The 23,540-nt window shown below is 32.9% G+C and carries 23 protein-coding genes and 1 other RNA gene; 14 read left to right on the top strand and 10 right to left on the bottom strand.

Annotated features, from left to right (window positions below; translation table 11 throughout):
• Positions 1-146 precede the first annotated feature (146 nt).
• The gene (locus GB234_RS10715; RefSeq protein ID WP_151894566.1) at positions 147-788 is read left to right on the top strand and encodes a protein-L-isoaspartate(D-aspartate) O-methyltransferase; all 642 of its coding nucleotides are present in this window, start codon (positions 147-149) and stop codon (positions 786-788) included.
• 1 nt (position 789) lies between these two features.
• Here GB234_RS10715 and GB234_RS10710 read toward each other — a convergent pair whose 3' ends face one another.
• A complete protein-coding gene (locus GB234_RS10710) occupies positions 790-3,273 on the bottom strand; it encodes a DUF5686 and carboxypeptidase regulatory-like domain-containing protein (protein ID WP_235906117.1) in 2,484 nt (827 codons plus the stop codon).
• Positions 3,274-3,369: 96 nt separating this feature from the next.
• On the bottom strand, positions 3,370-3,837 hold the full coding sequence (gene smpB / locus GB234_RS10705) for an SsrA-binding protein SmpB (RefSeq protein WP_151894564.1): 468 nt from the start codon (positions 3,835-3,837) through the stop codon (positions 3,370-3,372).
• Positions 3,838-3,923: 86 nt separating this feature from the next.
• Here smpB and GB234_RS10700 point away from each other — a divergent pair, with 86 nt between their 5' ends.
• The gene (locus GB234_RS10700) at positions 3,924-4,664 is read left to right on the top strand and encodes a DUF6503 family protein (protein WP_151894563.1); all 741 of its coding nucleotides are present in this window, start codon (positions 3,924-3,926) and stop codon (positions 4,662-4,664) included.
• Here GB234_RS10700 and GB234_RS10695 read toward each other — a convergent pair.
• Together GB234_RS10695 and GB234_RS15275 are read right to left on the bottom strand one after the other, a co-directional pair.
• The gene (locus GB234_RS10695; protein ID WP_151894562.1) at positions 4,657-5,220 is read right to left on the bottom strand and encodes a SixA phosphatase family protein; all 564 of its coding nucleotides are present in this window, start codon (positions 5,218-5,220) and stop codon (positions 4,657-4,659) included. The genes GB234_RS10700 and GB234_RS10695 overlap by 8 nt on opposite strands.
• Positions 5,221-5,354: 134 nt before the next feature.
• Entirely contained in the window at positions 5,355-5,486 is a 132-nt protein-coding gene (locus GB234_RS15275) for a hypothetical protein (RefSeq protein WP_262714110.1), read from the bottom strand.
• A gap of 297 nt (positions 5,487-5,783) precedes the next feature.
• On the opposite strand from GB234_RS15275, the gene GB234_RS10690 reads away from it, so the two are divergent.
• Entirely contained in the window at positions 5,784-5,969 is a 186-nt protein-coding gene (locus GB234_RS10690; RefSeq protein ID WP_151894561.1) for a CsbD family protein, read from the top strand.
• A 190-nt stretch (positions 5,970-6,159) separates the two neighbouring features.
• Here the strand turns inward: GB234_RS10690 and clpB are convergent, their stop codons facing one another.
• A complete protein-coding gene (gene clpB / locus GB234_RS10685) occupies positions 6,160-8,763 on the bottom strand; it encodes an ATP-dependent chaperone ClpB (protein WP_151894560.1) in 2,604 nt (867 codons plus the stop codon).
• Between the two features lie 214 nt (positions 8,764-8,977).
• On the opposite strand from clpB, the gene ytxJ reads away from it, so the two are divergent.
• Positions 8,978-9,373 carry a bacillithiol system redox-active protein YtxJ gene (ytxJ, locus tag GB234_RS10680; RefSeq protein ID WP_151894559.1) on the top strand — a complete coding sequence of 132 codons (396 nt, stop codon included), beginning with the start codon at positions 8,978-8,980 and terminating at the stop codon, positions 9,371-9,373.
• Between the two features lie 62 nt (positions 9,374-9,435).
• On the opposite strand, the gene GB234_RS10675 is transcribed toward ytxJ, so the two are convergent.
• Positions 9,436-10,620: a hypothetical protein gene (locus GB234_RS10675; RefSeq protein WP_151894558.1), complete on the bottom strand. Its 1,185-nt coding sequence runs from the start codon at positions 10,618-10,620 to the stop codon at positions 9,436-9,438.
• A 118-nt stretch (positions 10,621-10,738) separates the two neighbouring features.
• Positions 10,739-12,016, bottom strand: a complete 1,278-nt coding sequence (gene fahA / locus GB234_RS10670; RefSeq protein ID WP_151894557.1) for a fumarylacetoacetase — start codon at positions 12,014-12,016, stop codon at positions 10,739-10,741.
• 335 nt (positions 12,017-12,351) lie between these two features.
• Between fahA and glyA the strand changes: the two genes are divergently transcribed.
• From glyA to GB234_RS10655, 3 genes are all read left to right on the top strand, one after another.
• Positions 12,352-13,626, top strand: coding sequence for a serine hydroxymethyltransferase (gene glyA / locus GB234_RS10665; protein ID WP_151894556.1), 1,275 nt, complete (start codon positions 12,352-12,354; stop codon positions 13,624-13,626).
• Positions 13,627-13,713: 87 nt separating this feature from the next.
• A complete protein-coding gene (locus GB234_RS10660) occupies positions 13,714-14,238 on the top strand; it encodes a GNAT family N-acetyltransferase (RefSeq protein WP_151894555.1) in 525 nt (174 codons plus the stop codon).
• A gap of 253 nt (positions 14,239-14,491) precedes the next feature.
• The gene (locus tag GB234_RS10655) at positions 14,492-14,683 is read left to right on the top strand and encodes a cold-shock protein (protein ID WP_151894554.1); all 192 of its coding nucleotides are present in this window, start codon (positions 14,492-14,494) and stop codon (positions 14,681-14,683) included.
• 283 nt (positions 14,684-14,966) lie between these two features.
• Here GB234_RS10655 and GB234_RS10650 read toward each other — a convergent pair whose 3' ends face one another.
• From GB234_RS10650 to GB234_RS10640, 3 genes are all read right to left on the bottom strand, one after another.
• Positions 14,967-16,505: a hypothetical protein gene (locus GB234_RS10650; protein ID WP_151894553.1), complete on the bottom strand. Its 1,539-nt coding sequence runs from the start codon at positions 16,503-16,505 to the stop codon at positions 14,967-14,969.
• Between the two features lie 131 nt (positions 16,506-16,636).
• The gene (locus GB234_RS10645; protein ID WP_235906115.1) at positions 16,637-17,740 is read right to left on the bottom strand and encodes a carboxypeptidase-like regulatory domain-containing protein; all 1,104 of its coding nucleotides are present in this window, start codon (positions 17,738-17,740) and stop codon (positions 16,637-16,639) included.
• A gap of 98 nt (positions 17,741-17,838) precedes the next feature.
• Positions 17,839-18,888 (bottom strand): glutaminyl-peptide cyclotransferase, encoded by a 1,050-nt coding sequence (locus GB234_RS10640; protein ID WP_151894552.1) that lies wholly within the window; start codon positions 18,886-18,888, stop codon positions 17,839-17,841.
• Positions 18,889-18,974: 86 nt separating this feature from the next.
• On the opposite strand from GB234_RS10640, the gene ffs reads away from it, so the two are divergent.
• The 7 genes from ffs (at position 18,975) to fsa (ending at position 23,451) form a co-directional block, all read left to right on the top strand.
• An RNA gene (gene ffs, locus GB234_RS10635) (signal recognition particle sRNA small type) lies at positions 18,975-19,073 on the top strand.
• Between the two features lie 134 nt (positions 19,074-19,207).
• Entirely contained in the window at positions 19,208-19,537 is a 330-nt protein-coding gene (locus tag GB234_RS10630; RefSeq protein WP_151894551.1) for an ArsR/SmtB family transcription factor, read from the top strand.
• Between the two features lie 47 nt (positions 19,538-19,584).
• Positions 19,585-20,052, top strand: coding sequence for a DUF6428 family protein (locus GB234_RS10625; RefSeq protein ID WP_151894550.1), 468 nt, complete (start codon positions 19,585-19,587; stop codon positions 20,050-20,052).
• 18 nt (positions 20,053-20,070) lie between these two features.
• Positions 20,071-20,703: an arsenate-mycothiol transferase ArsC gene (locus tag GB234_RS10620; protein ID WP_151894549.1), complete on the top strand. Its 633-nt coding sequence runs from the start codon at positions 20,071-20,073 to the stop codon at positions 20,701-20,703.
• A 3-nt stretch (positions 20,704-20,706) separates the two neighbouring features.
• Entirely contained in the window at positions 20,707-21,747 is a 1,041-nt protein-coding gene (gene arsB / locus GB234_RS10615) for an ACR3 family arsenite efflux transporter (protein ID WP_151894548.1), read from the top strand.
• Between the two features lie 137 nt (positions 21,748-21,884).
• Positions 21,885-22,691 (top strand): SDR family oxidoreductase, encoded by an 807-nt coding sequence (locus GB234_RS10610; protein WP_151894547.1) that lies wholly within the window; start codon positions 21,885-21,887, stop codon positions 22,689-22,691.
• A 106-nt stretch (positions 22,692-22,797) separates the two neighbouring features.
• Positions 22,798-23,451, top strand: coding sequence for a fructose-6-phosphate aldolase (gene fsa / locus GB234_RS10605; RefSeq protein ID WP_151894546.1), 654 nt, complete (start codon positions 22,798-22,800; stop codon positions 23,449-23,451).
• Positions 23,452-23,540: the final 89 nt, after the last annotated feature.

Here is a 23,540-nt window from a genome sequence, read left to right as displayed (position 1 = left end):
TGTTTAAAGGTTTCGTACAATTTATTTGTAAAATTACTCGTCTTTTAAAAAATAAATTATTTCTCAAATTGCAATTTATTACATCAAAATTTATTTTCTTTTTTGCTATTTTGCAATCATCCATAACCTCCCAAAATTCTAGCACATTGAAAGACACTTTTACTCATCAAGGCATGCGTAAGCGCCTCGTGGAAACACTTAAGAAAAAAGGAATTACAAATCCAGATGTGCTCGCTGCCGTAAATAAAATACCACGCCATTTATTTATGGATAGTAGTTTTATTGATCATGCTTACGTGGATAAAGCATTTCCTATTGCTGCAGATCAAACAATCTCTCAACCCTATACCGTGGCACGTCAAACAGAATTACTAGGAGTAAAAAGAGGTGATAAAATACTCGAAATAGGTACAGGGAGTGGGTATCAAACGGCCGTTCTTCTTGAGGTAGGGGCAAAAGTTTATAGTATTGAACGCCAAAACGAACTTTTTAAAAAAACAAAACGCTTTCTACCCAAACTAGGCTACCGGCCTAAAAAATTAATTTTTGGGGATGGGTATATTGGTCTTGAAAACGAAGCGCCTTTTGATGGTATAATTGTAACTGCAGGAGCGCCGTATGTGCCTAAACCATTATTGGCACAATTAAAAGTGGGTGCTAAGCTAGTAATTCCTGTGGGAGATAAAGTGCAAATTATGGAAGTGTACACGCGTATCTCCCCAACTGCCTTTAGCAAAGAAGAATTTGGTGAGTTTAGGTTTGTACCTTTATTAGAGGATAAAAATTAATTTACAACCCCAATAAATCTAAAAACTTTAACCCAAATATAAATGCACCGTCTTTTACACCATTGTAATTAGAACGTACATAATCAACACGGAGTAATCGATAGTTACCAAAACCTAAATTATCAATACCTACTGAGAATTCTGAGTATGGCTTTCTGCTGTCTGTAGCTAATATGTGAGCGCCAATAACTAGGTTAAAATTAAGTTGATTAATACCAGGAATTTTTCCGAGGATCCAACCTTTAAAATCGTGTTCTAAGTGTCCTTCTAAATAATTTTGGTTAGTACTCAAATCATAATATGGTAATAGATTAAAAGTATTTGTATAATTAGGTGAAGTGCCTACTCTAGTTTGGTTTCCGTTGAAATGTTGATAATCAGCAAAGCTTATATCATCGCCATTAAAAAAGGTTCCACCTTTAACGCGATAGTAAAATTCGCCTTTATTTCCGAGGGAAAAATCTTGATACAATTCTCCGCTTAATTGGCTATAATTATAATTATTATTTGATGCGCCTAATCCATTTTCAAATCGAAGAGTAAGTTGTGGATATAATTCATTACCAATATTAAATTTCATATCAGGATTTGAAAAATATTTTTGCCCAAACGTAATACGCAATGCTATATTACTTTTAAAAATAGAGTGCTCGTCAATTGCAGAATTATCAAAATCTGCAGGTGTCAATGGATTGTTTGAAGTATAACTCACATCACTACCATTATTAATATAATAATGATTTGAATTATTAAAAATGGGACTTCTATTTTCATAGCCCAAGCGTACGCGAGTTTCTAGACCGTTAAATAATTCTTGCTGATAATTAAAACGCACAAAATCAAGAGCATACAATTTCATATAATTGCGCTCAAAAAACAACGTCGCAATGCTATTAATCAATGGCGAAATTGGTTCACTAGCATTAAATTGTTCGAGTTTGCTTCCTCCGGAAATTGAAACCCTTAAATTATTTTTTCGATTAAAATTTTTAGTAATGCGTCCAGTAAATCTAAATCTGTCTTCATCAATCCCGTAGGTTGCATTAACAGATGCTGCGAGCCAGTTTGTTTGATTTTCATTATACCATTTAAAGAAGCTCAATCCCGCGCTACTATTATAGCCTTGAACTGTATTAAATGCAATTTCAGGAACAGGACCATCATAACTAAGTCTCCATTTATCATAACTTTTACTGTAAGTATAGCCCAATAATGGGGCAGTTAAGCTAAACTTGTTTGATTTTTTATCAAGCGAATCTAAATAAGGCTTAGAGCGCCGCAATGTTTGTAAACTGTCCTTTTTTATATAATCATTGAGTTCTTCATTTGTTAAAGGCACTGGGCGTGTTCCTTTCCAGAAAAGGCTGTCTTTCTTGTTTGCTTCTGGCTCAAAGGAAAGCACTTCATTGCTAAAACTTTTTTTATCAAAATTAGGTTTAAAATCGTAGTTACTATAATTACAGATATAATGCCCTTCTCCGTTAAGTCCCATAAATCCAAAACCAAAATCGATGGTTTGAGATAGCTTTACCCAAAAGTCGTATTCACTATCATATTTAAAGTTTTGTTTAAAAACAATCTCTTTAATAAAGGGGACTTGGATGGCACTCCCTGTAGTTTTAATTTCTACTCCATAAAGTTGCCAGTCATCTTCAACAATATAAATTTGCCCACTAAATACACGATCTTTTGGTCTTTTAGGGATGACATTTATTTTATTAATGAGTTTGCCATTTTCATAAAAGACACCGTCAAGCTTATAATCGTAATAACTAAAAGCGTTATTAGCAATAGGAGAAACAATTGCCGCACTCAAATCAATGGTGTTTTCGTAAAACGAAAATGTAGATTCCTGCGCACTATTAAAACTAAAGCCATTATCTCTTCCGCTCACTTTGCTTGCAATGATGCGCTCATTAAAGTCATTAGGTTCTTGATACGAAATTTTTGAAATTGTTTCGGAAAGATAAATAATACCCGTACGCGTAGAATCTAAAGCGCCATCAAGATCACCTACTTCTTGACCAAGTATTTTTTCAGGAACATCTTCAACTTTCCATAAACCACGAGAGTAAAAATCTGCGGTGTACTCGCTAATTTTAGCTAAATTTTCTTTGCGCTGAGCAATAGTTGCTCTTATAATGCGATTTGCAGGGTCTTCTTCACTGTCTATTACAACTTCGTCAAGGCTAGTTGTCTCCTCGTTTAAGGTGATATTTAAAATGTAAGGAAATGACTTAATATTTATTTCTTTAGTAACCTTTGTATATCCTAAAAATTGGACGATAATAGTGTAAATGCCTTCGCGTCCCACATTAAGTTCAAAATTTCCATCATCATTTGTGGTTGTACCAGTATATGTATCTTGCACGTATACATTTACATAGGGGAGTGGTTCTTTAAGAGTATTAGTAACTTTACCAACAATTTGTGCTTCGGAAATGAAACTAGTGAGAAAAAGTAATGCAATAATTAATCTTTTCATAAGCTGAATATATAGCATAACGAAGATACGCAGAGCTGAGTGCTTATGAAAAATTTTTTAACTTTAGGAATACTATTAACTTACTCTAAAATATTTTTAATTATTAAAACTTTTCTTAATCCTCGCTAAGTTCCGTTTACTATCTCTATCTTTAATTGAATCTCTTTTGTCAAACTCACGTTTACCACGACATAAAGCGATTTGGATTTTTGCAAGCCCTTTATCATTTGTAAATAGCAATAGAGGTATAATTGTCAAACCAGAGGCTTTTACGGATTTGTGCAACTTTTTTAGCTCAGCACGATTGAGTAATAATTTGCGTTCGCTTTTTGGGTTGTGGTTAAAATGGGTTGCGTGCGAGTATTCCTGCACCGTCATGTTAATGACAAATAACTCTTCTTTTTCATTGAATTCGCAAAAACTCTCAGCAATAGATGCTTGTCCTTCGCGGATGGCTTTTATTTCAGTGCCAGCAAGGACAATACCTGCGACGTATTTGTCGAGAATTTCATACTCAAAGCGAGCTTTTCTATTTTTAATTTTTACGTTTTTCTGTAATGCCATAACACAAAAATAGAACTAATCCATTAAACATTTAAATAACTAACATAACTTTAAGTGGCTATCTTTGCTACTGAAATATAAAACTCATGAAATATATACTTTCCATAATCCTTTTTACGACTCTTGTTTCTTGTGCAAATACCGAAGAAAAACTAACCGCACAACAAATAATAGATAATGCTATTGAGACTGCCTGTAGTGGAAATTGTGAAAATATAACCATTGATTTTGACTTTAGAAAAGGAAAGTATCAAAGTACTAGAGATGGTGGAAATTATAGTTATAGCAGAATTATCCACGATAGTGTTTCTGTTATTAAAGATGTATTTTCAAATACAAATTTCAGAAGAGAAATAAATGATTCTATCGTTAATGTATCAGATTCTATAAAAATAAAAATTGTTGACGGGGTAAATTCGGTGCACTATTTTTCTCAGTTGCCGTATGGATTAAATGCTCCAGCGGTTAATAAAAAATTAGTGGGTGAGGGGAGTATAAACGATGTGCCGTATTATAAAATTGAGGTTACTTTTAAAGAAGAAGGAGGAGGGACAGATTTTGATGATGTATTTATGTACTGGGTTCACAAAACAAATTTTACCGTAGATTATTTAGCATATAGCTATGCTGTAAATGGAGGCGGGATTCGTTTTAGAGAAGCGTATAATCCACGTACTATTGAAGGAGTTCGTTTTGTAGATTATAATAACTACAAGCCTGAAAGTCTTGAAACACCACTCACAGATCTTGATAAGTTATTTGAGCAAAATAACCTAAAATTACTCTCAAAAATTGAAACTGAAAATGTGCGTGTAATGCTTAATTAATGTCTTTAACGATTGCAGTAGCGGTGTTTCCTTTAAATGTTACAACATATAGATTGTCGTAATCATTATCATCAATGTCACTAAATTTTTCTTCACCAATCATTCTATTAACTAGTTGAGGTATAGTATTGCTGTGACCTACAATGACTGCTGTTTGTCCTTGTACTTTGTTAAGAAATTGATTGTTGAAAAGTTCGCCAGGGTAATATAATTCGGCAGAAATATCTTTATCTCTCGCTAGATAAAAAATAGTATGTCTTGTCCTGTCGTAATTTGTAGTGTAAATTGCATTAATGACTTCGTTACTAAAATATTCAGCCCAAGATTCAGCACGTTTTTTTCCTTCCTCTGTTAATGGTGGGTCTTCACTTTTTACATCACGAGTATCCTTGTCTGCATGTCTAATGAGGTAAAAAGTAGTAATTGTCGACTCTGGAATTTTAATAGAATCATCTTTCAATTCAGCCGTTACGTCAGCTTCCTTTTGCTCATTCTTGTTTTCTTGACAAGACATACTTGCTACCGCTAAAAATAAAATAAATACCCAATTTTTCATCTGTAAGATTTTTAAAAGTTTTTCAGAAATTAGTAGTTTCAAAATTCAAAAATACGAGAAAATTTGGTTGTGTTATAGATAAAATATTGACTAAAATTTCCGAAGAAAAAAATTTTATCTCTAGAGATTCTCTTTTATAATTGTGTTTGTGCAAGAAAAATAGCGTAAGTAATTACAATAGTTGTAATGCTAAACATATAAATTGCTAGTGGAGTATTACGTTGTTGTATTGTCTCTCTTTTCTGTGTATTTTTTTGCGTTTTCATAATAATTAATTTTAAAGGTTATGCCATTTTTTTTAAATGATTAATGACGTCTCACATAAATATGACGCGCAAACTGTTGATTTTGTTACATCTATATAATCAGTTTTTTAAAGTTTATAGTAGGAATCGATTTTCCCAGAACAATTTTTTTGCAGTATTTTAATATTGACTTTTGTTATTACTTAAATATCTTTTGAAATTATGACAATATTAGGGTATTATTAGCTTTTACTTAATACTAAGAGTAATTGATGTTTTGTAGTTTTATATTAGTATTAATTTCTAAACAAAAAAGCTATGAATACGACAGAATTAAAAGGAAAATGGAACCAAATTAAAGGAAAAGCAAAAGAACAATACGGCATGACTTTTAATGATGATGAAGCTTTTTCTGAAGGGCAGTACGACCAACTAGTTGGTAAGATGCAAGAGAAAACAGGTAAGGCTAAAGAAGCAGTACAAAAAGAAATAGCAAGCTGGTAAAACAGTAAGTTATTTAAAAATGCCTCTAGAATTTTAATATTCTAGAGGCATTTTTTTATTTTAAAGAACCGCTAATGCTTTTTTAAAACATTAGCGGCTAACCAACCAATTATGAAACTGAGAGTTTTTTTTCCTTAATAAGTCGATAGATTTACTTCCAGAAATGAGGTACACTCAAAACCTCGTATTGTTAATTTGTAACTAGATCATTTTGGTTTCTAAAAACTAATTTTGAATCAAAACTATCTAGTAGAATGATACTATCTGTAGTCACTTTACCCGAAAGAATTTCTTTAGATAACTCATTTAAAACTTCTTTTTGAATAACTCTCTTTACCGGTCTTGCACCAAACTGGGGGTCAAATCCTTTCTCAGAAAGATAGTTAATAGCCTCATCTGTAGCATCTAGTGTAATACCTTGTTTTGTTAACATTTTTGATAATCCTTTTAATTGTAATCCCACAATTTTTTTGATGTGGTCTTTATTTAAAGGAGTAAACATTATTATGTCGTCAATGCGATTTAAAAATTCTGGGCGTACCATTTGTTTTAACAATCCAAGTACTTCTACTTTTGCACCTTCCATTGCAGTTTCTGGATCTTTAACCGTTTCAAACTTTTGTTGGATGATTTCACTTCCCATATTACTGGTCATAATGATAATCGTATTTTTAAAATCTGCAATACGCCCTTTATTATCTGTTAATCTTCCTTCATCAAGTACTTGTAGTAAAATATTAAAAGTGTCTGGATGTGCTTTTTCAATTTCATCAAGCAGTACCACTGAATATGGTTTTCTTCTTACTGCCTCAGTCAATTGCCCACCTTCGTCATAACCTACATATCCTGGAGGAGCACCAACTAAACGGCTTACACTATGACGTTCTTGATATTCACTCATATCAATTCTAGTCATTGCGTTGTCATCATCAAACATATATGCTGCAAGGGCTTTTGCTAGCTCAGTTTTACCTACTCCAGTTGTTCCCAAGAATAGAAAACTTCCTAGTGGTTTTTTGGGATCTTGTAATCCAGCTCTACTTCTTCGTACAGCATCACTAACCGCCACAATTGCTTCTTCTTGTCCAACAACTCTTTTATGGAGCTCGTTTTCTAACTTTAGTAGCTTTTCTCTATCACTTTGTAGCATTTTAGTCACAGGAATCCCTGTCCATTTTGCAACAACTTCAGCAATATCTTCATTAGTAACCTCTTCTTTGATTAAAGAATTTCCAGATTGGTTTTTAGCAAGTTGTTGTTCTAATTCTGAAAGCTTTTCTTGCGTTTCTTTAATTTTTCCGTATCGAATTTCAGCTACTTTACCAAAATCTCCCTCGCGCTCCGCACGTTCTGCTTCAAGTTTATAGTCTTCAATCTCAGTTTTTAAATTCTGGACATTTTCAACAACTTCTTTTTCGCTTTTCCATTTAGCATTAAGTTCGTTGCGTTCTTCTTTTATATTAGCGAGATCACTTCTTAAGCTTTTTAATTTTGTTTCGTCATTCTCACGTTTTATAGCCTCTATTTCAATCTCAAGTTGCATAACTTTACGATCAAGAACATCAAGTTCCTCCGGCTTGCTATTAATTTCCATACGCATTTTACTAGCAGCTTCATCCATTAAATCAATAGCCTTATCTGGTAAAAACCTGTTAGTAATATAGCGTTGTGATAACTCAACAGCGGCAATAATTGCCTCATCTTTTATGCGTACTTTATGGTGTGCTTCATATTTTTCCTTAATACCTCTAAGTATTGAAATTGCACTTTCTGTATCAGGCTCATTCACCATCACTTTTTGAAAACGACGCTCTAAAGCTTTGTCTTTTTCAAAATATTTTTGATATTCATCAAGTGTTGTTGCTCCTATAGCACGAAGTTCTCCACGTGCTAATGCTGGCTTTAAAATATTTGCCGCATCCATCGCACCCTGTCCACCACCTGCACCTACGAGTGTGTGAATCTCATCAATAAAGAGAACAATATCTCCATCACTTGATGTCACCTCTTTAATGACAGCTTTAAGTCGTTCTTCAAACTCTCCTTTAAATTTAGCTCCTGCAATTAAGGCACCCATATCTAAAGAAAACACTTCTTTAGTTTTTAAATTTTCGGGAACATCACCATCAACTATTCTGTGTGCAAGTCCTTCGGCAATAGCTGTTTTACCAGTACCAGGTTCTCCTACGAGCATTGGGTTGTTTTTGGTCCTACGAGTTAATATTTGAAGAATTCTTCTTATCTCTTCATCACGTCCAATTACGGGATCTAGTTTTCCGTCGCGCGCTAATTGATTTAAATTTCGTGCGTATTTGTTAAGTGAATTGTATGTTTCTTCAGCACTCTGAGAAGTCACCCGGTCACCTTTCCGGAGTTCTTCTATTGCAGCTTTTAAACCTTTTTCTGTAACGCCTTGATCCTTTAATGTTTGGGCAATATTACTTTTTGATTTAAAAATAGCCAATAGTAGATGTTCTACTGAAACGTATTCGTCATTCATTTTCTTCGCAATGTTGCTAGCCTCATTAACTGTGCTGCTAGCCGAACGCGATAACATAATATCACCGCCAGATACTTTAGGAAAGCTTTCTAATTGCTTATCTAAAATTTGCTGTAACGTAGATACGTTTACGTTTAATTTTTTTAATAGAAACGGAGTAACATTTTCATCCACTTCAAAAATGGCTTTCATAATGTGTTCGTTTTCTATTTGCTGATGGCCATATCCTTGCGCAAGTTGTTGGGCTTGCTGTATGGCCTCTTGACTTTTTATGGTATAATTATTAAAATTCATTTTTTATATTTTATTCTGAAACGGATTAAATCAATTTCAGTAGTTGTTATATTTAATTTCGAGATGCATATTTCAAAAGGTAAGCCAATTTAAGAAAAAGACAAAATGTCTGTTATTACAGGTGTTTAGCAAGACAAAATGTCGGCTTATTACTTTAATATAACATTCAGAAAAAGTAATTATCTAGATTGTATCTTTGTTAAAATTAAAAGATATGGGATTATTTAGCAAATTTAAAAAGACAGCAAGCGACGTTGCAAAAGAAGAGATTATAGAAGTTCCTTGGCATGTGCTTTCTCAAATGGAACAACTAGAAGAGATTGTTGAGCAATCAAAATCTACTCCTGTGGCTATTTTTAAACACTCTACAACTTGTGGAATTAGCAAAATGGTATATCGAAATTTTGAAAGAAGTTATTCTTTGAACGATAGTCAAATGAAATTGTATTACTTGGATTTAAAAGCATATAGAGAGGTTTCAAATGAGGTTGGGTATAAATTTCAGGTTATTCATCAAAGTCCGCAACTTATAGTTGTTAAAAATGGAACAGCAGTATTTAATGAATCTCATCATTCAATTCAAGCAGCAGATCTTGAACGGTTTGTTTAAAATAAAATAGTATAAAAAAAAGACTCCTGCTAGGAGTCTTTTTTAGTTTTAGAAAAATCAATTTACCTAAAACCATTATTTTTTAAAATATCTTTAAGTCTTAATTTTAAATCCTCTCCAGCATCAAAAACCATTTGTTCACTAGTAGGAAAAGGAATATAATCACGTTTTAAAAATTTTCTATCCTCTGGAGTTAATGCTCGCTCATCTCCTCTAAACCTCGCAAATTCATTTTCAAAAATAAATTCGCTAGCCATTGGGTATCTATTTAATAGTCTATTTTTAACTAAATCTTTATAAACAACATCTCCACCTATAATAGTAGCTTTAGTTTGTGTTGTAAAAGTTATACGAGCATTAACCGTAATATATTTGTCGATTTTAATATCATTTCCGAGACTATCTTTTTTTACATTTCCACGGCGGTCGTATACATATTCCCAACCATCTTTAATTCTTTTACTACGACGTTCTTCAACTTCACTCATTCTTTCTGGAGCAACAGAGATTTCTCGAATATCAAATTCAACACCAAAATTGTAATCAATATCTCGTTCTTTCACAGAATGATATTGTGTCCAGAAATCATCTAAACCATAGGTGTTGAAGTCAAGTAGGTCACGTTCTAATCTTAATGGAATTAATTGACCACTACGATTATAAAGTTGTACATGTACAAAATCTGTCCCATAAAAACGAGCATCATCCTTTAATTGAGTAACATTTTTATAATTAGATTGTAGTTCATCAATATCACAATATATATTATAAGCTGTCCTATAGTCATCTATTGTCTGCCTATTCATATAGATATCTGCTTCATTATATAGCGCATTTAAATAATTATTTTTAGCTAGTATAATATCATTGCTATAATCAACCATTTTAAACTTTGCATACCTATTCAAAGAAGCACTATGTAAAGGCAATAGTGGGCGTATCATACTCTGGTAATATTCCATATTTTGATACGTGTAAAAAATTTTTCTAGTTGCTTGCGGAGTATTCTGTTTCTTTAAGAATGAAATACTACGCGTATCTTCATCGATAGCTTTTGCAAAAGCATCCTCAAGTAAAACAATTCGAGCATCATTTTTTCCAGCAGATTTATCTTTTTGAAGTTTTTTAACAGCAAGCTCAATTGCTTGTTCATATTCACCTTCACTAAGTAATCGCAAGTTTCGCTTTGTGCTATTGCAACTTGCAAATAGCATAGCAACTAATAATATGATTATAAAGTTTTTCATAACTCAAAGGTATTGGTTATGATTTTAACATTTCAATTGGCGTGCCAAAAAAAAAAGTCACAAAGAATTTATTCTTTGTGACTTCATAAATTATAATTTTAAAATAAGCTAATTTTAATTACAATATGGCAGGTAAAACTTTTCCATCGCATTCACCAAAACCTATTCTTAACCCATCTTTTTCACAGTGTGCTCTCATTATTACAGTATCACCATCGTTGATAAATTTACGTTCTGTTCCGTCGCTTAACTTAATTGGGTTTTGTCCTCTCCAAGTTAATTCTAACATAGAGCCGTAGCTATCTTTTGTGGGTCCCGAAATTGTTCCACTACCCATCATATCACCACTGCGCACGTTACAACCATTTACCGTATGGTGTGTTAATTGTTGCGCCATTGACCAATACATATATTTAAAGTTTGAATTTGCTACCACAGTTTCTTCACCATCTTCTGGCTTAATACCTACTTGTAGGTTAATATCAAAATTCATTTTTCCATGTTGTTCTAAGTAGGGAAGTGGTTCTGGATCTTGTGTAGGTCCATCAGTTCTAAAAGGTTCTAGAGCATCAAGCGTTACAATCCAAGGAGAAATTGTTGAGGCAAAACTTTTCCCTAAAAATGGCCCTAATGGAACATACTCCCAAGCTTGAATATCTCTAGCACTCCAATCATTAAATTGAACTAAACCAAAAATATAATCCTCGGCTTCACTAATATCAACACGCTTTCCAAGATCATTAGCAGCCGTTGTAATAAAAGCCATTTCTAATTCAAAATCTAATAATTTTGAAGGTCCAAAACCAGGAACACCATCTTCACCAGGTTTCATTTGTCCCACTGGTCTACGCACTGGCGTACCGCTTGGAATAATAGATGAACTTCTCCCGTGATATCCTATGGGGATGCGAAGCCAGTTAGGCAACAAAGCATTTTCTGGGTCTCTAAAAAGTGATCCCACATTTGTTGCGTGCTCTTTACTTGCATAAAAATCTGTATAATCACCAACATCCACAGGGAGTTGCATTTCAATTTCGCTAAGTTTAAATAGTATTTTACTACAATGAGCGCGGTTAGTTTGTAGTTCATGATTTCCTTTTAAGAAAATATCACTAATTCTATTTCTAACCAAGCGCCATGTTTTACGACCATCGGCAATAAAATCGTTTAAGCTATCTTGAAGAAAAATATCATCAGTCAAATCAATCCCTTTAAAGTAGCCTAATTGGTGCAGTGCTGCAAGATCAATCGCGGTATCACCTATTCGGGTACCAATTGTAATAATATCATCACGGGTTAAAAATACTCCAAACGGAATATTTTGTATTGGGAAATCACTGTTCTCAGGAACATCAATCCACGTCTCTCTCTTTGGGTTATTAGCGGTTAAGGGCATAGTGTTTAATTTCTGTTAGTAAAATACACATCAAATATATAATTTTAAGAATAGGTCACGTATGGATTTGGTATTTTTGGAAGAAATTAACAGTATCGTAATATGATGTTGTTTTTGGTTTCTGAAATTATAGATTTGATTGTTTTTCTTCCGAAATATAGCCAAATAAATATATACTAGCCATTAAGTATTTTGATAACGGATTTTTTTGTTTTTTTAAATTTCCGAAGTCTTTTAGAAACATTAAAAATTTAAACCAAAAGCACATTCTTGAAGCCTTAAAATTTCCGAAGTGCATAAAAAATACATTCAACAATTAAAAATTAGCGCATCCTATGAAACGTGACGAACAAATATTTGAATTAATCCAAGCAGAGCACGAACGTCAATTAGACGGACTAGAATTAATAGCTTCTGAAAATTTTGTAAGCGACCAAGTAATGGAAGCGGCAGGCTCAGTTTTAACAAATAAATATGCAGAGGGATACCCAGGAAAGCGCTACTATGGTGGTTGTGAGGTTGTCGATGAGGTGGAACAAATAGCGATTGATAGAGCGAAGGCTTTATTTGGTGCAGAGTATGCAAATGTACAGCCGCACAGTGGTTCACAAGCAAATACAGCAGTTTTTGCTGCTTGTTTAAAACCTGGAGATAAATTTTTAGGTTTTGATTTGTCCCACGGTGGTCACTTAACGCACGGGTCTCCCGTTAACTTTAGTGGTCGTTTATATTCGCCAGTTTTTTACGGTGTTGAGGAAACGACGGGTATGCTTGATTATGATAAAATTGAAGCAATTGCAATTAAAGAACAACCTAAATTAATCATTGCAGGGGCATCAGCATATTCACGTGAAATAGACTATAAACGTTTTAGAGAAATTGCTGATAAGGTAGGGGCAATCCTATTTGCAGACATTGCGCATCCAGCAGGTTTAATTGCAAAAGGTATTATTGCAGATCCTGTTCCACATTGTCATATTATTACTACGACCACGCATAAAACATTGCGAGGACCTCGTGGAGGGATGATTTTAATGGGTAAGGATTTTGAAAACCCATTTGGGATTACTTTAAAAAATGGAAAGAAAAGAATGATGTCTTCTCTTTTAGATAGCGGAATTTTCCCTGGAAACCAAGGTGGCCCCTTAGAACACATAATCGCAGCAAAAGCAATTGCTTTTGGCGAAGCATTGACAGATGAGTTTTTGCATTATATGATTCAAGTAAAAAAGAATGCAGCTGTAATGGCACAGGCTTTTGTAGATAAGGGATATAAAATTATTAGCGGCGGTACAGATAATCACATGATGTTAATTGACCTTCGAAATAAAAATATTACGGGAAAACAAGCTGAAGAAGCCTTAGGAAAAGCAGATATTACTGTAAATAAAAATATGGTACCGTTTGATGATAAATCTCCTTTTGTTACCAGCGGAATTAGAATAGGTACAGCAGCCATTACTACTCGAGGATTAAAAGAAGGTGCAATGCAGAGTATTGTCGATTTAATTGATGAGGTTATCACAAACCACGAAGATGAAGCAAAACTTGATGTCATTGCAATTAAAGTAAACGCTATGATGGAGGGAATTCCTTTATTTAAAATGTAGTACTTCAATAGATTTTAAAAGGCTTCAAGTTTTATTGAAGCCTTTTTAATTTTATGAACATATTCTAAAAGACATACCTTATATATAATGACACCAATTAGTTTACCATTAATAACGGAGCGATTAATGATTCGTGAAATAAAAACGAGTGACGCCCCATTTTTTTTGGAGCTATTTAATTCAAAAGGATGGATTGAATTTATTGGAGACCGAAATATTAAGAGCATTAAAGATGCTGAAATTGTATTAAAGGAGAAGTACTTAAGTAGTTATGTTGACAATGGTTTTGGTTCTTATCTTGTTTTAGAGAAAGAAACACAAAAACCAATTGGAACATGCGGAGTCTACAAAAGATCAGACTTAGATCACCCAGATTTAGGCTTTGCTTTTTTAGATAACCAAGTAGGGAAGGGGTATGGAATTGAGTCTAGCAAGGCGGTGTTAGAATATGTTACCTCAAATTTTACTATTCAAGAATTGTATGCTTTTACATTACGCACAAACCCACGGTCTATTCATTTATTGGAGAAGTTAGGGTTTAAAGAAAATGGAACATATAAACCCGAAGGTGATGATGAAACATTGTTATTATTTACTTTTGAAATTTTCTAAAGTCTCTAATAATTAAGAAGTATGAGGAAACAATAATTAACTAAAGTTAAGGTTGCTAATCTAATTACCTAATTTGCTTAAAAAACTACTTTTTTAAAGTTATTAATTTTTAGTAGAAGGGAAAATTTATAGTTAAATGTTCGTGAAGCCTTGATATAGTTGCGATTTGAGTGAATTGTAAATAAAAGCTAATTTGTATTGTCTACTCAATAACTAAGTTTACCTTTGTGGCTTAATAATTTAATTCATTACAATGAACAAAGGAACAGTAAAATTCTTCAACGACACTAAAGGTTTCGGATTTATCACAGAAGAAGGAGTAGAAAAAGATCATTTCGTACACATCTCAGGTCTTATTGACGAGATTAGAGAAGGTGACGAAGTAGAATTTGACCTTAAAGAAGGTAACAAAGGTCTTAACGCAGTAAACGTAAGAGTACTTTAATATATACTTTTTGAATTTACAGAAAGCCCATTCTTAACAGAATGGGCTTTTTTTGTGGAGTTATTTTAAAACCTTTTTAAAGTTGATTGAGAAAAAACGGTTCTATTTATCTGCTCTAAACAAATATAATAGACTATGGATCTTTGGTTGAAAATTATAATTTTTTAGTGAGGTACATTATCGTTAATGTAAAAAGTCTCTTTTCAGCAATAAAAAAAGGGTTAAAAAGTAAATCATATTATGATTGACCTTTAACCCTTAATATTCTATTTAAAAGTTTTCTCTAACCTTGAGGGAAAACAACACTTTCATAAGCTCCTGCATCTGGAGGAGTTGCACGAGATGTACCATTGAGGTCAACAGGGACAATACCATTTATTGAAGAGTCCCCAATATTCTCTGCTCCCGAAACATTTTGCTCAATATTAAAATCATTTAATTGTGAATCAAAAAATGCTGGATCTTCATTGAGTACTACATTGTTATAAGGAGCTTGATCAAATTGATAAAGAGGATTATTTGTAAAATCATTTCCTGTATCATTAAAACGTAGTAACGTATTGTTTAATTCATAATTAAAAAGTACTGACGCATCATCAACTGCAAATAAGCCAAGTTCGAGATTCTCATTTCCGTAGATAATACAATTATTAAAATTTGCTTGGACTAATGACGAAGCTAGTATCTCGCTTCCTGTATCAATTGCATTATTTATTGATACAGTAGGGAAGGATCTAAAACTGTTGGACCAATAATTTGCAAAAGTGCAATGATTAAATTCGTAATTTCCTCCAAGTGAAATTGTTAAGCTTGACTGTCCGCAATTATTAATAACCATATTCTGGCCATTTACCGTTCCAGTTAATGCTTCAAGTCCACTTACAGCTGCGTTATATATTTGTACATTCTCTAAATCAATTTGACTATTCGCAACGCGTAAACCTATTAAAGAATTTTTTATGGTTGCATTAGTAAATGTATTTCCTGTACTGTTATTTGTAAACCAAATAGTTCCCCATTGTCCAGGAGTGTTTTCAAAATCTGGCTCTAAACGGTCACCTTGAAAAATCACTTCGTTTTCTAATAATTCTGGGTCTGCACTTGGAGTTCCATTGACATTCATTACACCTCCTTCATTGATTAAAAGACCACTTCCATTATGAAAATGAATTCGTGCTCCTGCATCCACGGTTAATGTTTTTCCGGTATTAACAGCCGCGTATCCATATATAACATAAGGCTTTTCATTGGTCCAATTAAGTTCTGTATCATCTAAGAAAAACCCTTCTATGAGGATGTCATTACCTTCTCCATCTTGCCCTAAATTGAGGGTTTCTACCATTCCGTTTCCTAAATCAGCAGGAAATAGAAATACTGCATCTTGCACTAAAGTTACTAACTCAACTTTTTGCTGTATAGCGCCTGTGTCAAATAAAATTTGATCAGTATATAGAAAATTTAAATCATTTCCTGGAAGATTATCAATATCTAGTGTAGTTTCTACAAAAACAAAAATACTATCGTTTGCAAGTATATTGATATCGTTAAATTCCTTTCCTGGGATCCCGTCAACATTTAGTCTATAATTTGAAAATTGTCCTTCTCCAAGAGATATAGTAGGTATTGTAATGTCATCATCGCTGCGGTTGTATACTTTTAAATTATAGGTACTAGAGCCTATATTCGTAAAGACAGTGTCTAGATAAACAGTGTCTCTTGAAAACTCAAGATTTCCTGTGTTAGCAATAGTTTCAAAATCGTTTCGGCACGAACTCCATAGGATAATGCAGCAAAATAACGCCAAGCCATAGATATATTTCATCAAAGAAAATTTTAGGTAAAAATATAACTTTTATTTGGCTCTAATATTGTGAAACCTCCTTGATTTATTAGAATTGTCAAATCAAAGCACTCTAACTGTTTTTTAAAAGTTTTTATTAAAATTTAGAAGGTTTAATTTCTACTTTTGTTTTTTAGTTTTTCAAATCTCTTTTCTTTTCGTTGTTTTCTTTTTAATTTTCTTGCTTCTCTTTTTTCTCTCCATTTTCTACGCTTAAATTTTAATCCATTTTCATAAGCGTCTCTTTGTTTTTTCTTAATAGCATCTCTTTCATAATCATAAGCAAAAGAGATGTTTCCAAAGGGCATTATTGATGGGCCTGATGGTTCTGAAATAATTAATCCTACGGTATAAAAACCACCAGTAATGTTTTCTTCCATCATTAGGTTAATTGTTTTTGAATGTTCTGAAATAACTTTTTCAACATTATCAAACCCCACATAGCTAAAAACTAAGGATTGTCCTTCCTCAGCATTTATATTATAAAGCCCATCAAAATCACTTTGTGTTCCACTTGTTGTGCCTTTTACAATAATATTTACACCAGGTAGAGGCAAACCGCTACTGTCAGTCACTGTGCCTGATATTTTTATTAGGGCTTGGTTTTTATTTAGAGATACATTTTTTATTTTATTTTGGTTTTTAATAATAATTTTAGAAGGATCAAAATTTGCAGCTTCAAAAAGGAGAGTTTCTCCATGATTACAGGTAATTTTATATTCGCCTTTGTAATTTGTATAGGATACAACGCCTGTTTCAATAGAAGTAATTTTTACGTTTTTTATTGCATTTCCGAAGCCATCCGTTACAACCCCAATAGTAAGGTTGACGGCTTTTGAGGGTATTGTAGTATCACTAAATTTGCCAATACCTATTGATTTGTATACACTTTCAGTTTTATTTTCTTTTGAAGAAGCCTTACTGTTTAGACTCCCCAATAATGTCAACGGTAACAATAAACTAGCAGCATATGGAGCAAGAGATGTTGTAGATTTTCGTTGAAGTATAATCTCTCTATTTAGCTGTGTTTTCTTAAATCGTCCACAGCTATTAGGGTTTTCTTTTAGAATTTTAAAAATTTGCTCGTCGCTTTTTTGAGTAAAGTCTGTCACTTCTTTTTCGCAAGAAGCACAATGTCTACCTTTTTCTGTTAGAGTCATTTTCTTCCAATCCTCATGACAAGGTTTTGGAATTTTTACAAGTATAGTCTTTTTCATCTTTAATGGTTTTGTTACCACAAAGGTGAGTTTAACATAGGTTATTTAAAATGACAATTGAGGGAATGGATGTTTTGATTGAGGGAGAGTTAAAAAAATTACTTTTCAAATATCTCTATCTTAAAAAGCTTATCCCATTTTTTCCCCGTAACATAAATAATATTTGGTTCACCTTTATAAGCAATCCCGTTTAAAACATCAAGCTGGTTGTGCTGAGTCACTTTCTCTTTTAAGCCTTTCATGTTGATAATGCCAGTTACAGCGCCGTTTGCAGGGTCAACTATTGCTATAGCCTCGCTTTGATAAACGTTCGCAAAAATTTTTCCTTCAATCCATTCAAGCTCGTTAACACTTTTTACTTTACTTGTGTTTGTATATATTTCTATATAATCTTCTTCGGCAAGGGTGTTTGGGTTAAGAGTCCATATTTTTTCAGTGCCATCACTTTTATAAATTTTTGTACCGTCGTTTGCTAGTCCCCAGCCTTCTTTGCTTTTATTATATTTAAACGTTGTGTTTTGTTTTAATGAAGGAAAATCATAAACAATCCCTTGTCCAGCTTGCCATGTGAGTTGATATAATTTATCATTTAAAATTGTTAAACCTTCACCAAAAAATTGAGGTTTTAAATCGTTATCAATGAGGACTTCGCCAGTTTTATAGTTCGTTTTTCTCAAGTCAGAAAATCCACGTTGGCCTGTACTTTCATATAAGTCTTCACCCTCAAACTCTAATCCTTGTGTATAAGCTTCTTGATCATGTGGGTAAACTTCAAGAACTCTGTAGCCATATAGTTTAGGTTTTACAGATGATAAAATTGTAAAAGGTTTTGAAATAGTATAATCATTTCCCTCAGAAGTAATCGTTGCATTTATGGTACGTTCGCCAAGTTTTTCTGCGGAAATATTAAGCGATGCACCACTCGTTTTTCCATCAAATGGATTTTCGTCTAGCGAGTAGGAAACATTATCAATAGGTTTCCCCTTTTTACTTATTAGTGTTATAGCTACCGTTTCCGAAGTTGTAAAACTCTTTTTATTATCCTTTATTTCAATTGAAAAATGTTGATTAGGATTTTTAATTTCTTCATCACAACTTGTAATTAATAACAGTAAAACAAAGACAATTAGTAGATTAGCAAATTTCATAACGCGGCTATTTTTTACGCAAGATATTTATTAAAAATGAGTTGGAAAAATTATTGCAAAAGAAGGGAAAAGAAGTATCTTTGCAGCGGCAAGTCCTACACAACTAGCTCCTGTTGAATCCCCCAGGGTGGGAACGCAGCAAGGGTAGACGGTCGTAGCAGTGTGATGTAGGTAGCTTGCCATTTTTTGTACCCTAAAGTCAAGGACTTTAAACTTCGAAAACCTAATTCTATCTAACTATTTTCATTAATTTTTTTAATAAAATTTTAGACTTACATATATTAATCGTAATATTGCAATCAAGTAATAAAAGGAACTTATGGGATTAGCAAAAACCGAGATGTTTACAGATCAACAAAATGAAATAGCTTTGTTTGCAAAGGTATTTGGGCATCCAGCAAGGGTTGCTATATTACAACATTTGTTTAATATAAATAGTTGTGTTTGTGGTGATTTAGTAAATGAGATAGGGCTTGCGCAACCTACAATTTCTCAACACCTTAAAGAATTAAAACATTTAGGCTTAATTAAAGGTAATGTCGAAGGAACTAGTGTTTGCTATTGTATTAACACTGAAAATTGGGTAAAAATGAAAGAAGTTATGTCGCAATTTTTAAATCAAGATATTTCAAAAGCAGAATGTTGCTAAAAAAATTTAGCGCATTAATCGTATAATCGCAATAAACAAATATAATTATGAAACTCTCAGAAATAAAAAGTAAATTAAACGAACTAGAAACCATTTCATTTCAGTTGCCAAATGGAACGTTAGTCCCTAATCATTTTCATGTTACAGAAGTGGGGAAAATAACAAAACACTTTATTGACTGTGGTGGGACTGTTAGAAACGAAGAGGTTGCAAATTTCCAACTTTGGAACGCAAACGACTATGACCATAGGTTACACCCTGAAAAGTTGTTGAACATAATTGAACTATCTGAAAAGATATTAGGTATTGAAGATTTAGAAATTGAAGTTGAATACCAAGGAGACACGATTGGGAAATTTGGTCTTGATTTTGACGGGGTAAATTTTGTTTTGACAACAAAACAAACAGATTGTTTGGCAAAAGACCAATGTGGTATTCCTACAGAAAAACCAAAAATAAAATTTTCAGAATTACAAACCGAAAACTCTTGCACACCTGGAGGTGGTTGCTGTTAAACTATATAATTTCCTATTATGAAAGCAAAATTATCAGGTTTGTTCCCAGATATTGAAAAGATAGTTAATGGTCTTGAAACAGAGACTATCACAGAAGAGCGTAAAGCAATTTTGAAACCTTTAATTGATTTTATTAAATCAAAAGTTTCAATACAAGAAACTTGCCGTATTAATTTTATCTGTACTCATAACTCCCGCAGAAGCCATTTGTCACAAATTTGGGCACAGGCAATGGCGTTTCATTTTAATATTAAAAATGTTTTTTGTTATTCTGGCGGAACTGAAAATACGGCGCTTTTTCAAATGGTTGTTGAGACTTTAAAAACTTCCGGGTTTGGGATTGTTAAAATTTCAGAAGGAGAAAATCCTATTTATAGTATTAAGTATGCTGAAAATGAGCACCCTATAATTGGGTTTTCTAAGCAACTTGATAATGACTTTAATCCAAAATCTAATTTTGCAGCAATTATGACCTGTGATAGTGCAAATGAAGCGTGTCCATTTGTGCCTGGTGCTGAAAAACGTATACCTATTACTTATAAAGACCCTAAGGCTTTTGATAATACACCACAACAAGTTGAAAAATATAATGAAAGAAGTCTGCAAATTGCGACTGAATTATTTTATGTCTTTTCTCAAATAAATTCTTAAAAAATGGCTTTAAAAAAATTAAGTTTCCTTGATAGTTATTTAACTCTTTGGATATTTACTGCAATGGTAGTAGGTGTAGGATTAGGTTATTTTTATCCATCATTTCCAGAAATTGTTAACTCTTTTAGTAGTGGTAGTACAAATATTCCTATAGCAATAGGTTTAATGATTATGATGTACCCACCTTTAGCTAAAGTTAATTTTGCCTTACTACCTAAGGTTTTTAGAAATACAAAAATTCTTTCTATTTCGTTAATCTTAAATTGGATAGTTGGTCCTATTTTGATGTTCATTTTAGCGATTACTTTTTTAAGAGACTACCCTGAGTATATGGTAGGGTTAATTTTAATAGGATTAGCGCGTTGTATTGCAATGGTTTTAGTGTGGAATGACCTCGCAGAAGGTAGTAGTGAATACGGTGCAGGATTAGTAGCATTGAACAGTATTTTTCAAGTATTTGCTTATAGTTTTTATGCCTGGCTTTTTATAACAGTATTGCCGCCTTATTTTGGATTTGAAGGTGCAATTGTTGATATATCAGTAGGAACAATAGCCGAAAGTGTAGCTATTTATTTAGGGATTCCTTTTTTAATGGGCATTTTAAGTAGGGTCATTTTAGTTAAATTAAAAGGGGAGACATGGTATTCTCAAAAGTTTATTCCAGCAATTTCACCCTTAACATTAATTGCTCTTTTATTTACAATCATAATAATGTTCTCATTAAAAGGAGAGTTGATTGTGGAGATACCTATGGATGTATTAATAATAGCAGTTCCTTTACTTATCTATTTTACATTAATGTTTATTATTGGTTTTTTCTTTACAAAAGCAATGGGAGCGACGTACGATAAAACAGCAGCCGTTGCTTTTACTGCAGCAGGTAATAATTTTGAATTGGCAATCGCAGTCGCTATTGCAGTTTTTGGATTAAATTCTGGACAAGCCTTTGCGGGAGTTATAGGTCCATTAGTTGAAGTTCCGGCATTAATTTTATTAGTAAGGGTTTCTTTTTGGTTAAGGAAAAAGTATTACTTAAAATCTTAATTTTTAATAATGTTGTTTCTTAACAATACAGCTCATAGGTTTATTATTTTTAACTAAAGAGAAATTTAAAAACCTTCATTAAATAAAATTTTGCATATATCACAACGTAACTGCATCTTTGCATCTTACAAAATTTTATGAGTAAGGTTGTATTGATTACAGGAGGTTCTTCAGGAATAGGGAAGGCAATAGGAGAATATCTTTCTGAAAAAGGATATACTGTTTATGGTACAAGTAGAAATCCTGATAGATTTAAAAATGATTTTCCATTTAACTTAGTAGCTCTGGATGTTACAAATACAGAGAGTATTAAAAATTGCATCTTAGATGTAATTGCTTTGGAAGGTAAAATTGATGTACTTATTAACAATGCTGGAGTGGGAATCACTGGCCCTATGGAAGAAACTCCAACTATAGAGATAAAAAAGGCATTTAATACAAACCTTTTTGGCCCTATTGAAATGATTAATGCTACGCTCCCACACATGCGAAAGCAAAAAAATGGTCATATTATTAATATTACATCAATTGCAGGGTATATGGGATTGCCATATCGCGGTGTTTATAGTGCGACAAAAGGTGCTCTTGAGTTAATAACAGAAGCTTATAGAATGGAGGTAAAGCAATTTGGTATTCAAATGGCAAATGTTGCTCCTGGAGACTTTGCTACGAACATTGCTGCTGGAAGATATCATGCACCAGTTTTAGAACAATCTGCATACAGACAAGCTTATGGTGATACACTAAAAATGATGGATGCGCACGTAGATGGTGGTAATGATCCCAATGAAATGGCAAAAGCAGTCCTTTCTATCATTGAAACAACAAAACCAAGAGTGCATTATAGAGTAGGTGCATTTGTACAAAAACTTTCCATAGGCCTTAAAAAAGTATTACCTTCAAAAACCTATGAAAAAATGTTGATGAAACATTATAAGCTGTAAAATAAGAAGCTTGTATTATATAGCTTCAATAACTTAGTACCGCTTTAACAAAGCAACACAATTTTCTTCTTTATTTTTATACTGAAATTTTAATAAAACAAAAACTATGAAATTTTTCATTGATACTGCGAATCTTGACCAAATTAAAGAAGCACAAGCTTTAGGGGTTTTAGATGGTGTAACCACAAACCCATCATTGATGGCGAAAGAAGGCATTACTGGGCATGATAATATTTTAAAACATTACGTTTCTATTTGTAAAATAGTTGACGGCGATGTTTCTGCCGAAGTAATCTCCACAGATTTTGAAGGAATGGTAAAAGAAGGAGAAGCACTTGCTGAGTTGCACCCACAAATTGTAGTAAAAGTTCCTATGATTAAAGAGGGTATTAAAGCGATAAAGTATTTTAGTGATAATGGCATTCGTACTAATTGCACATTAGTTTTTTCTGCAGGGCAAGCGTTATTAGCTGCTAAGGCAGGAGCTACATACGTTTCTCCATTTATAGGAAGACTGGATGATATTTCAACAGATGGTTTAAATCTTATTGCCGAAATTAGATTAATCTATGATAACTATGGTTTTGAAACCGAAATTTTAGCAGCCTCTGTGCGTCATACGATGCATATTTTAGAGTGTGCAAAACTAGGGGCAGATGTTATGACTGGACCACTATCTTCTATTGAAGGATTGTTAAAACATCCTTTAACAGACATTGGACTTGCTAAATTTTTAGAAGATTATAAAAAAGGAAACTAGAAAAATAATTAGTTTATATTATATTTCTAATTATCTAAAATAGTTTTCAGTTTTAATATTTCCGAAGAGAAAGAAAAAGGTTTTCAAAT

Origin of the sequence: Patiriisocius marinistellae (assembly GCF_009014635.1) — a bacterium.
Taxonomy (GTDB): Bacteria; Bacteroidota; Bacteroidia; order Flavobacteriales; family Flavobacteriaceae; genus Patiriisocius; species Patiriisocius marinistellae.
The sequence above is the reverse complement of the archived record's forward strand: the minus strand, read 5'-3'. Positions and strand labels throughout refer to the sequence as shown.

Bases quoted from the DNA above. Each gene is read 5' to 3' on its own strand.
- GB234_RS10645 (WP_235906115.1), bottom strand. From the start codon at position 17,740: ATGAAAAAGACTATACTTGTAAAAATTCCAAAACCTTGTCATGAGGAT.
- GB234_RS15275 (WP_262714110.1), bottom strand. From the start codon at position 5,486: ATGAAAACGCAAAAAAATACACAGAAAAGAGAGACAATACAACAACGT.
- GB234_RS10700 (WP_151894563.1), top strand. From the start codon at position 3,924: ATGAAATATATACTTTCCATAATCCTTTTTACGACTCTTGTTTCTTGT.
- GB234_RS10690 (WP_151894561.1), top strand. From the start codon at position 5,784: ATGAATACGACAGAATTAAAAGGAAAATGGAACCAAATTAAAGGAAAA.
- GB234_RS10710 (WP_235906117.1), bottom strand. From the start codon at position 3,273: ATGAAAAGATTAATTATTGCATTACTTTTTCTCACTAGTTTCATTTCC.
- fahA (WP_151894557.1), bottom strand. From the start codon at position 12,016: ATGCCCTTAACCGCTAATAACCCAAAGAGAGAGACGTGGATTGATGTT.
- smpB (WP_151894564.1), bottom strand. From the start codon at position 3,837: ATGGCATTACAGAAAAACGTAAAAATTAAAAATAGAAAAGCTCGCTTT.
- GB234_RS10675 (WP_151894558.1), bottom strand. From the start codon at position 10,620: ATGAAAAACTTTATAATCATATTATTAGTTGCTATGCTATTTGCAAGT.
- GB234_RS10655 (WP_151894554.1), top strand. From the start codon at position 14,492: ATGAACAAAGGAACAGTAAAATTCTTCAACGACACTAAAGGTTTCGGA.
- clpB (WP_151894560.1), bottom strand. From the start codon at position 8,763: ATGAATTTTAATAATTATACCATAAAAAGTCAAGAGGCCATACAGCAA.
- GB234_RS10620 (WP_151894549.1), top strand. From the start codon at position 20,071: ATGAAAGCAAAATTATCAGGTTTGTTCCCAGATATTGAAAAGATAGTT.
- fsa (WP_151894546.1), top strand. From the start codon at position 22,798: ATGAAATTTTTCATTGATACTGCGAATCTTGACCAAATTAAAGAAGCA.
- ytxJ (WP_151894559.1), top strand. From the start codon at position 8,978: ATGGGATTATTTAGCAAATTTAAAAAGACAGCAAGCGACGTTGCAAAA.
- GB234_RS10630 (WP_151894551.1), top strand. From the start codon at position 19,208: ATGGGATTAGCAAAAACCGAGATGTTTACAGATCAACAAAATGAAATA.
- GB234_RS10625 (WP_151894550.1), top strand. From the start codon at position 19,585: ATGAAACTCTCAGAAATAAAAAGTAAATTAAACGAACTAGAAACCATT.
- GB234_RS10695 (WP_151894562.1), bottom strand. From the start codon at position 5,220: ATGAAAAATTGGGTATTTATTTTATTTTTAGCGGTAGCAAGTATGTCT.
- arsB (WP_151894548.1), top strand. From the start codon at position 20,707: ATGGCTTTAAAAAAATTAAGTTTCCTTGATAGTTATTTAACTCTTTGG.
- GB234_RS10660 (WP_151894555.1), top strand. From the start codon at position 13,714: ATGACACCAATTAGTTTACCATTAATAACGGAGCGATTAATGATTCGT.
- GB234_RS10610 (WP_151894547.1), top strand. From the start codon at position 21,885: ATGAGTAAGGTTGTATTGATTACAGGAGGTTCTTCAGGAATAGGGAAG.
- GB234_RS10650 (WP_151894553.1), bottom strand. From the start codon at position 16,505: ATGAAATATATCTATGGCTTGGCGTTATTTTGCTGCATTATCCTATGG.
- glyA (WP_151894556.1), top strand. From the start codon at position 12,352: ATGAAACGTGACGAACAAATATTTGAATTAATCCAAGCAGAGCACGAA.
- GB234_RS10640 (WP_151894552.1), bottom strand. From the start codon at position 18,888: ATGAAATTTGCTAATCTACTAATTGTCTTTGTTTTACTGTTATTAATT.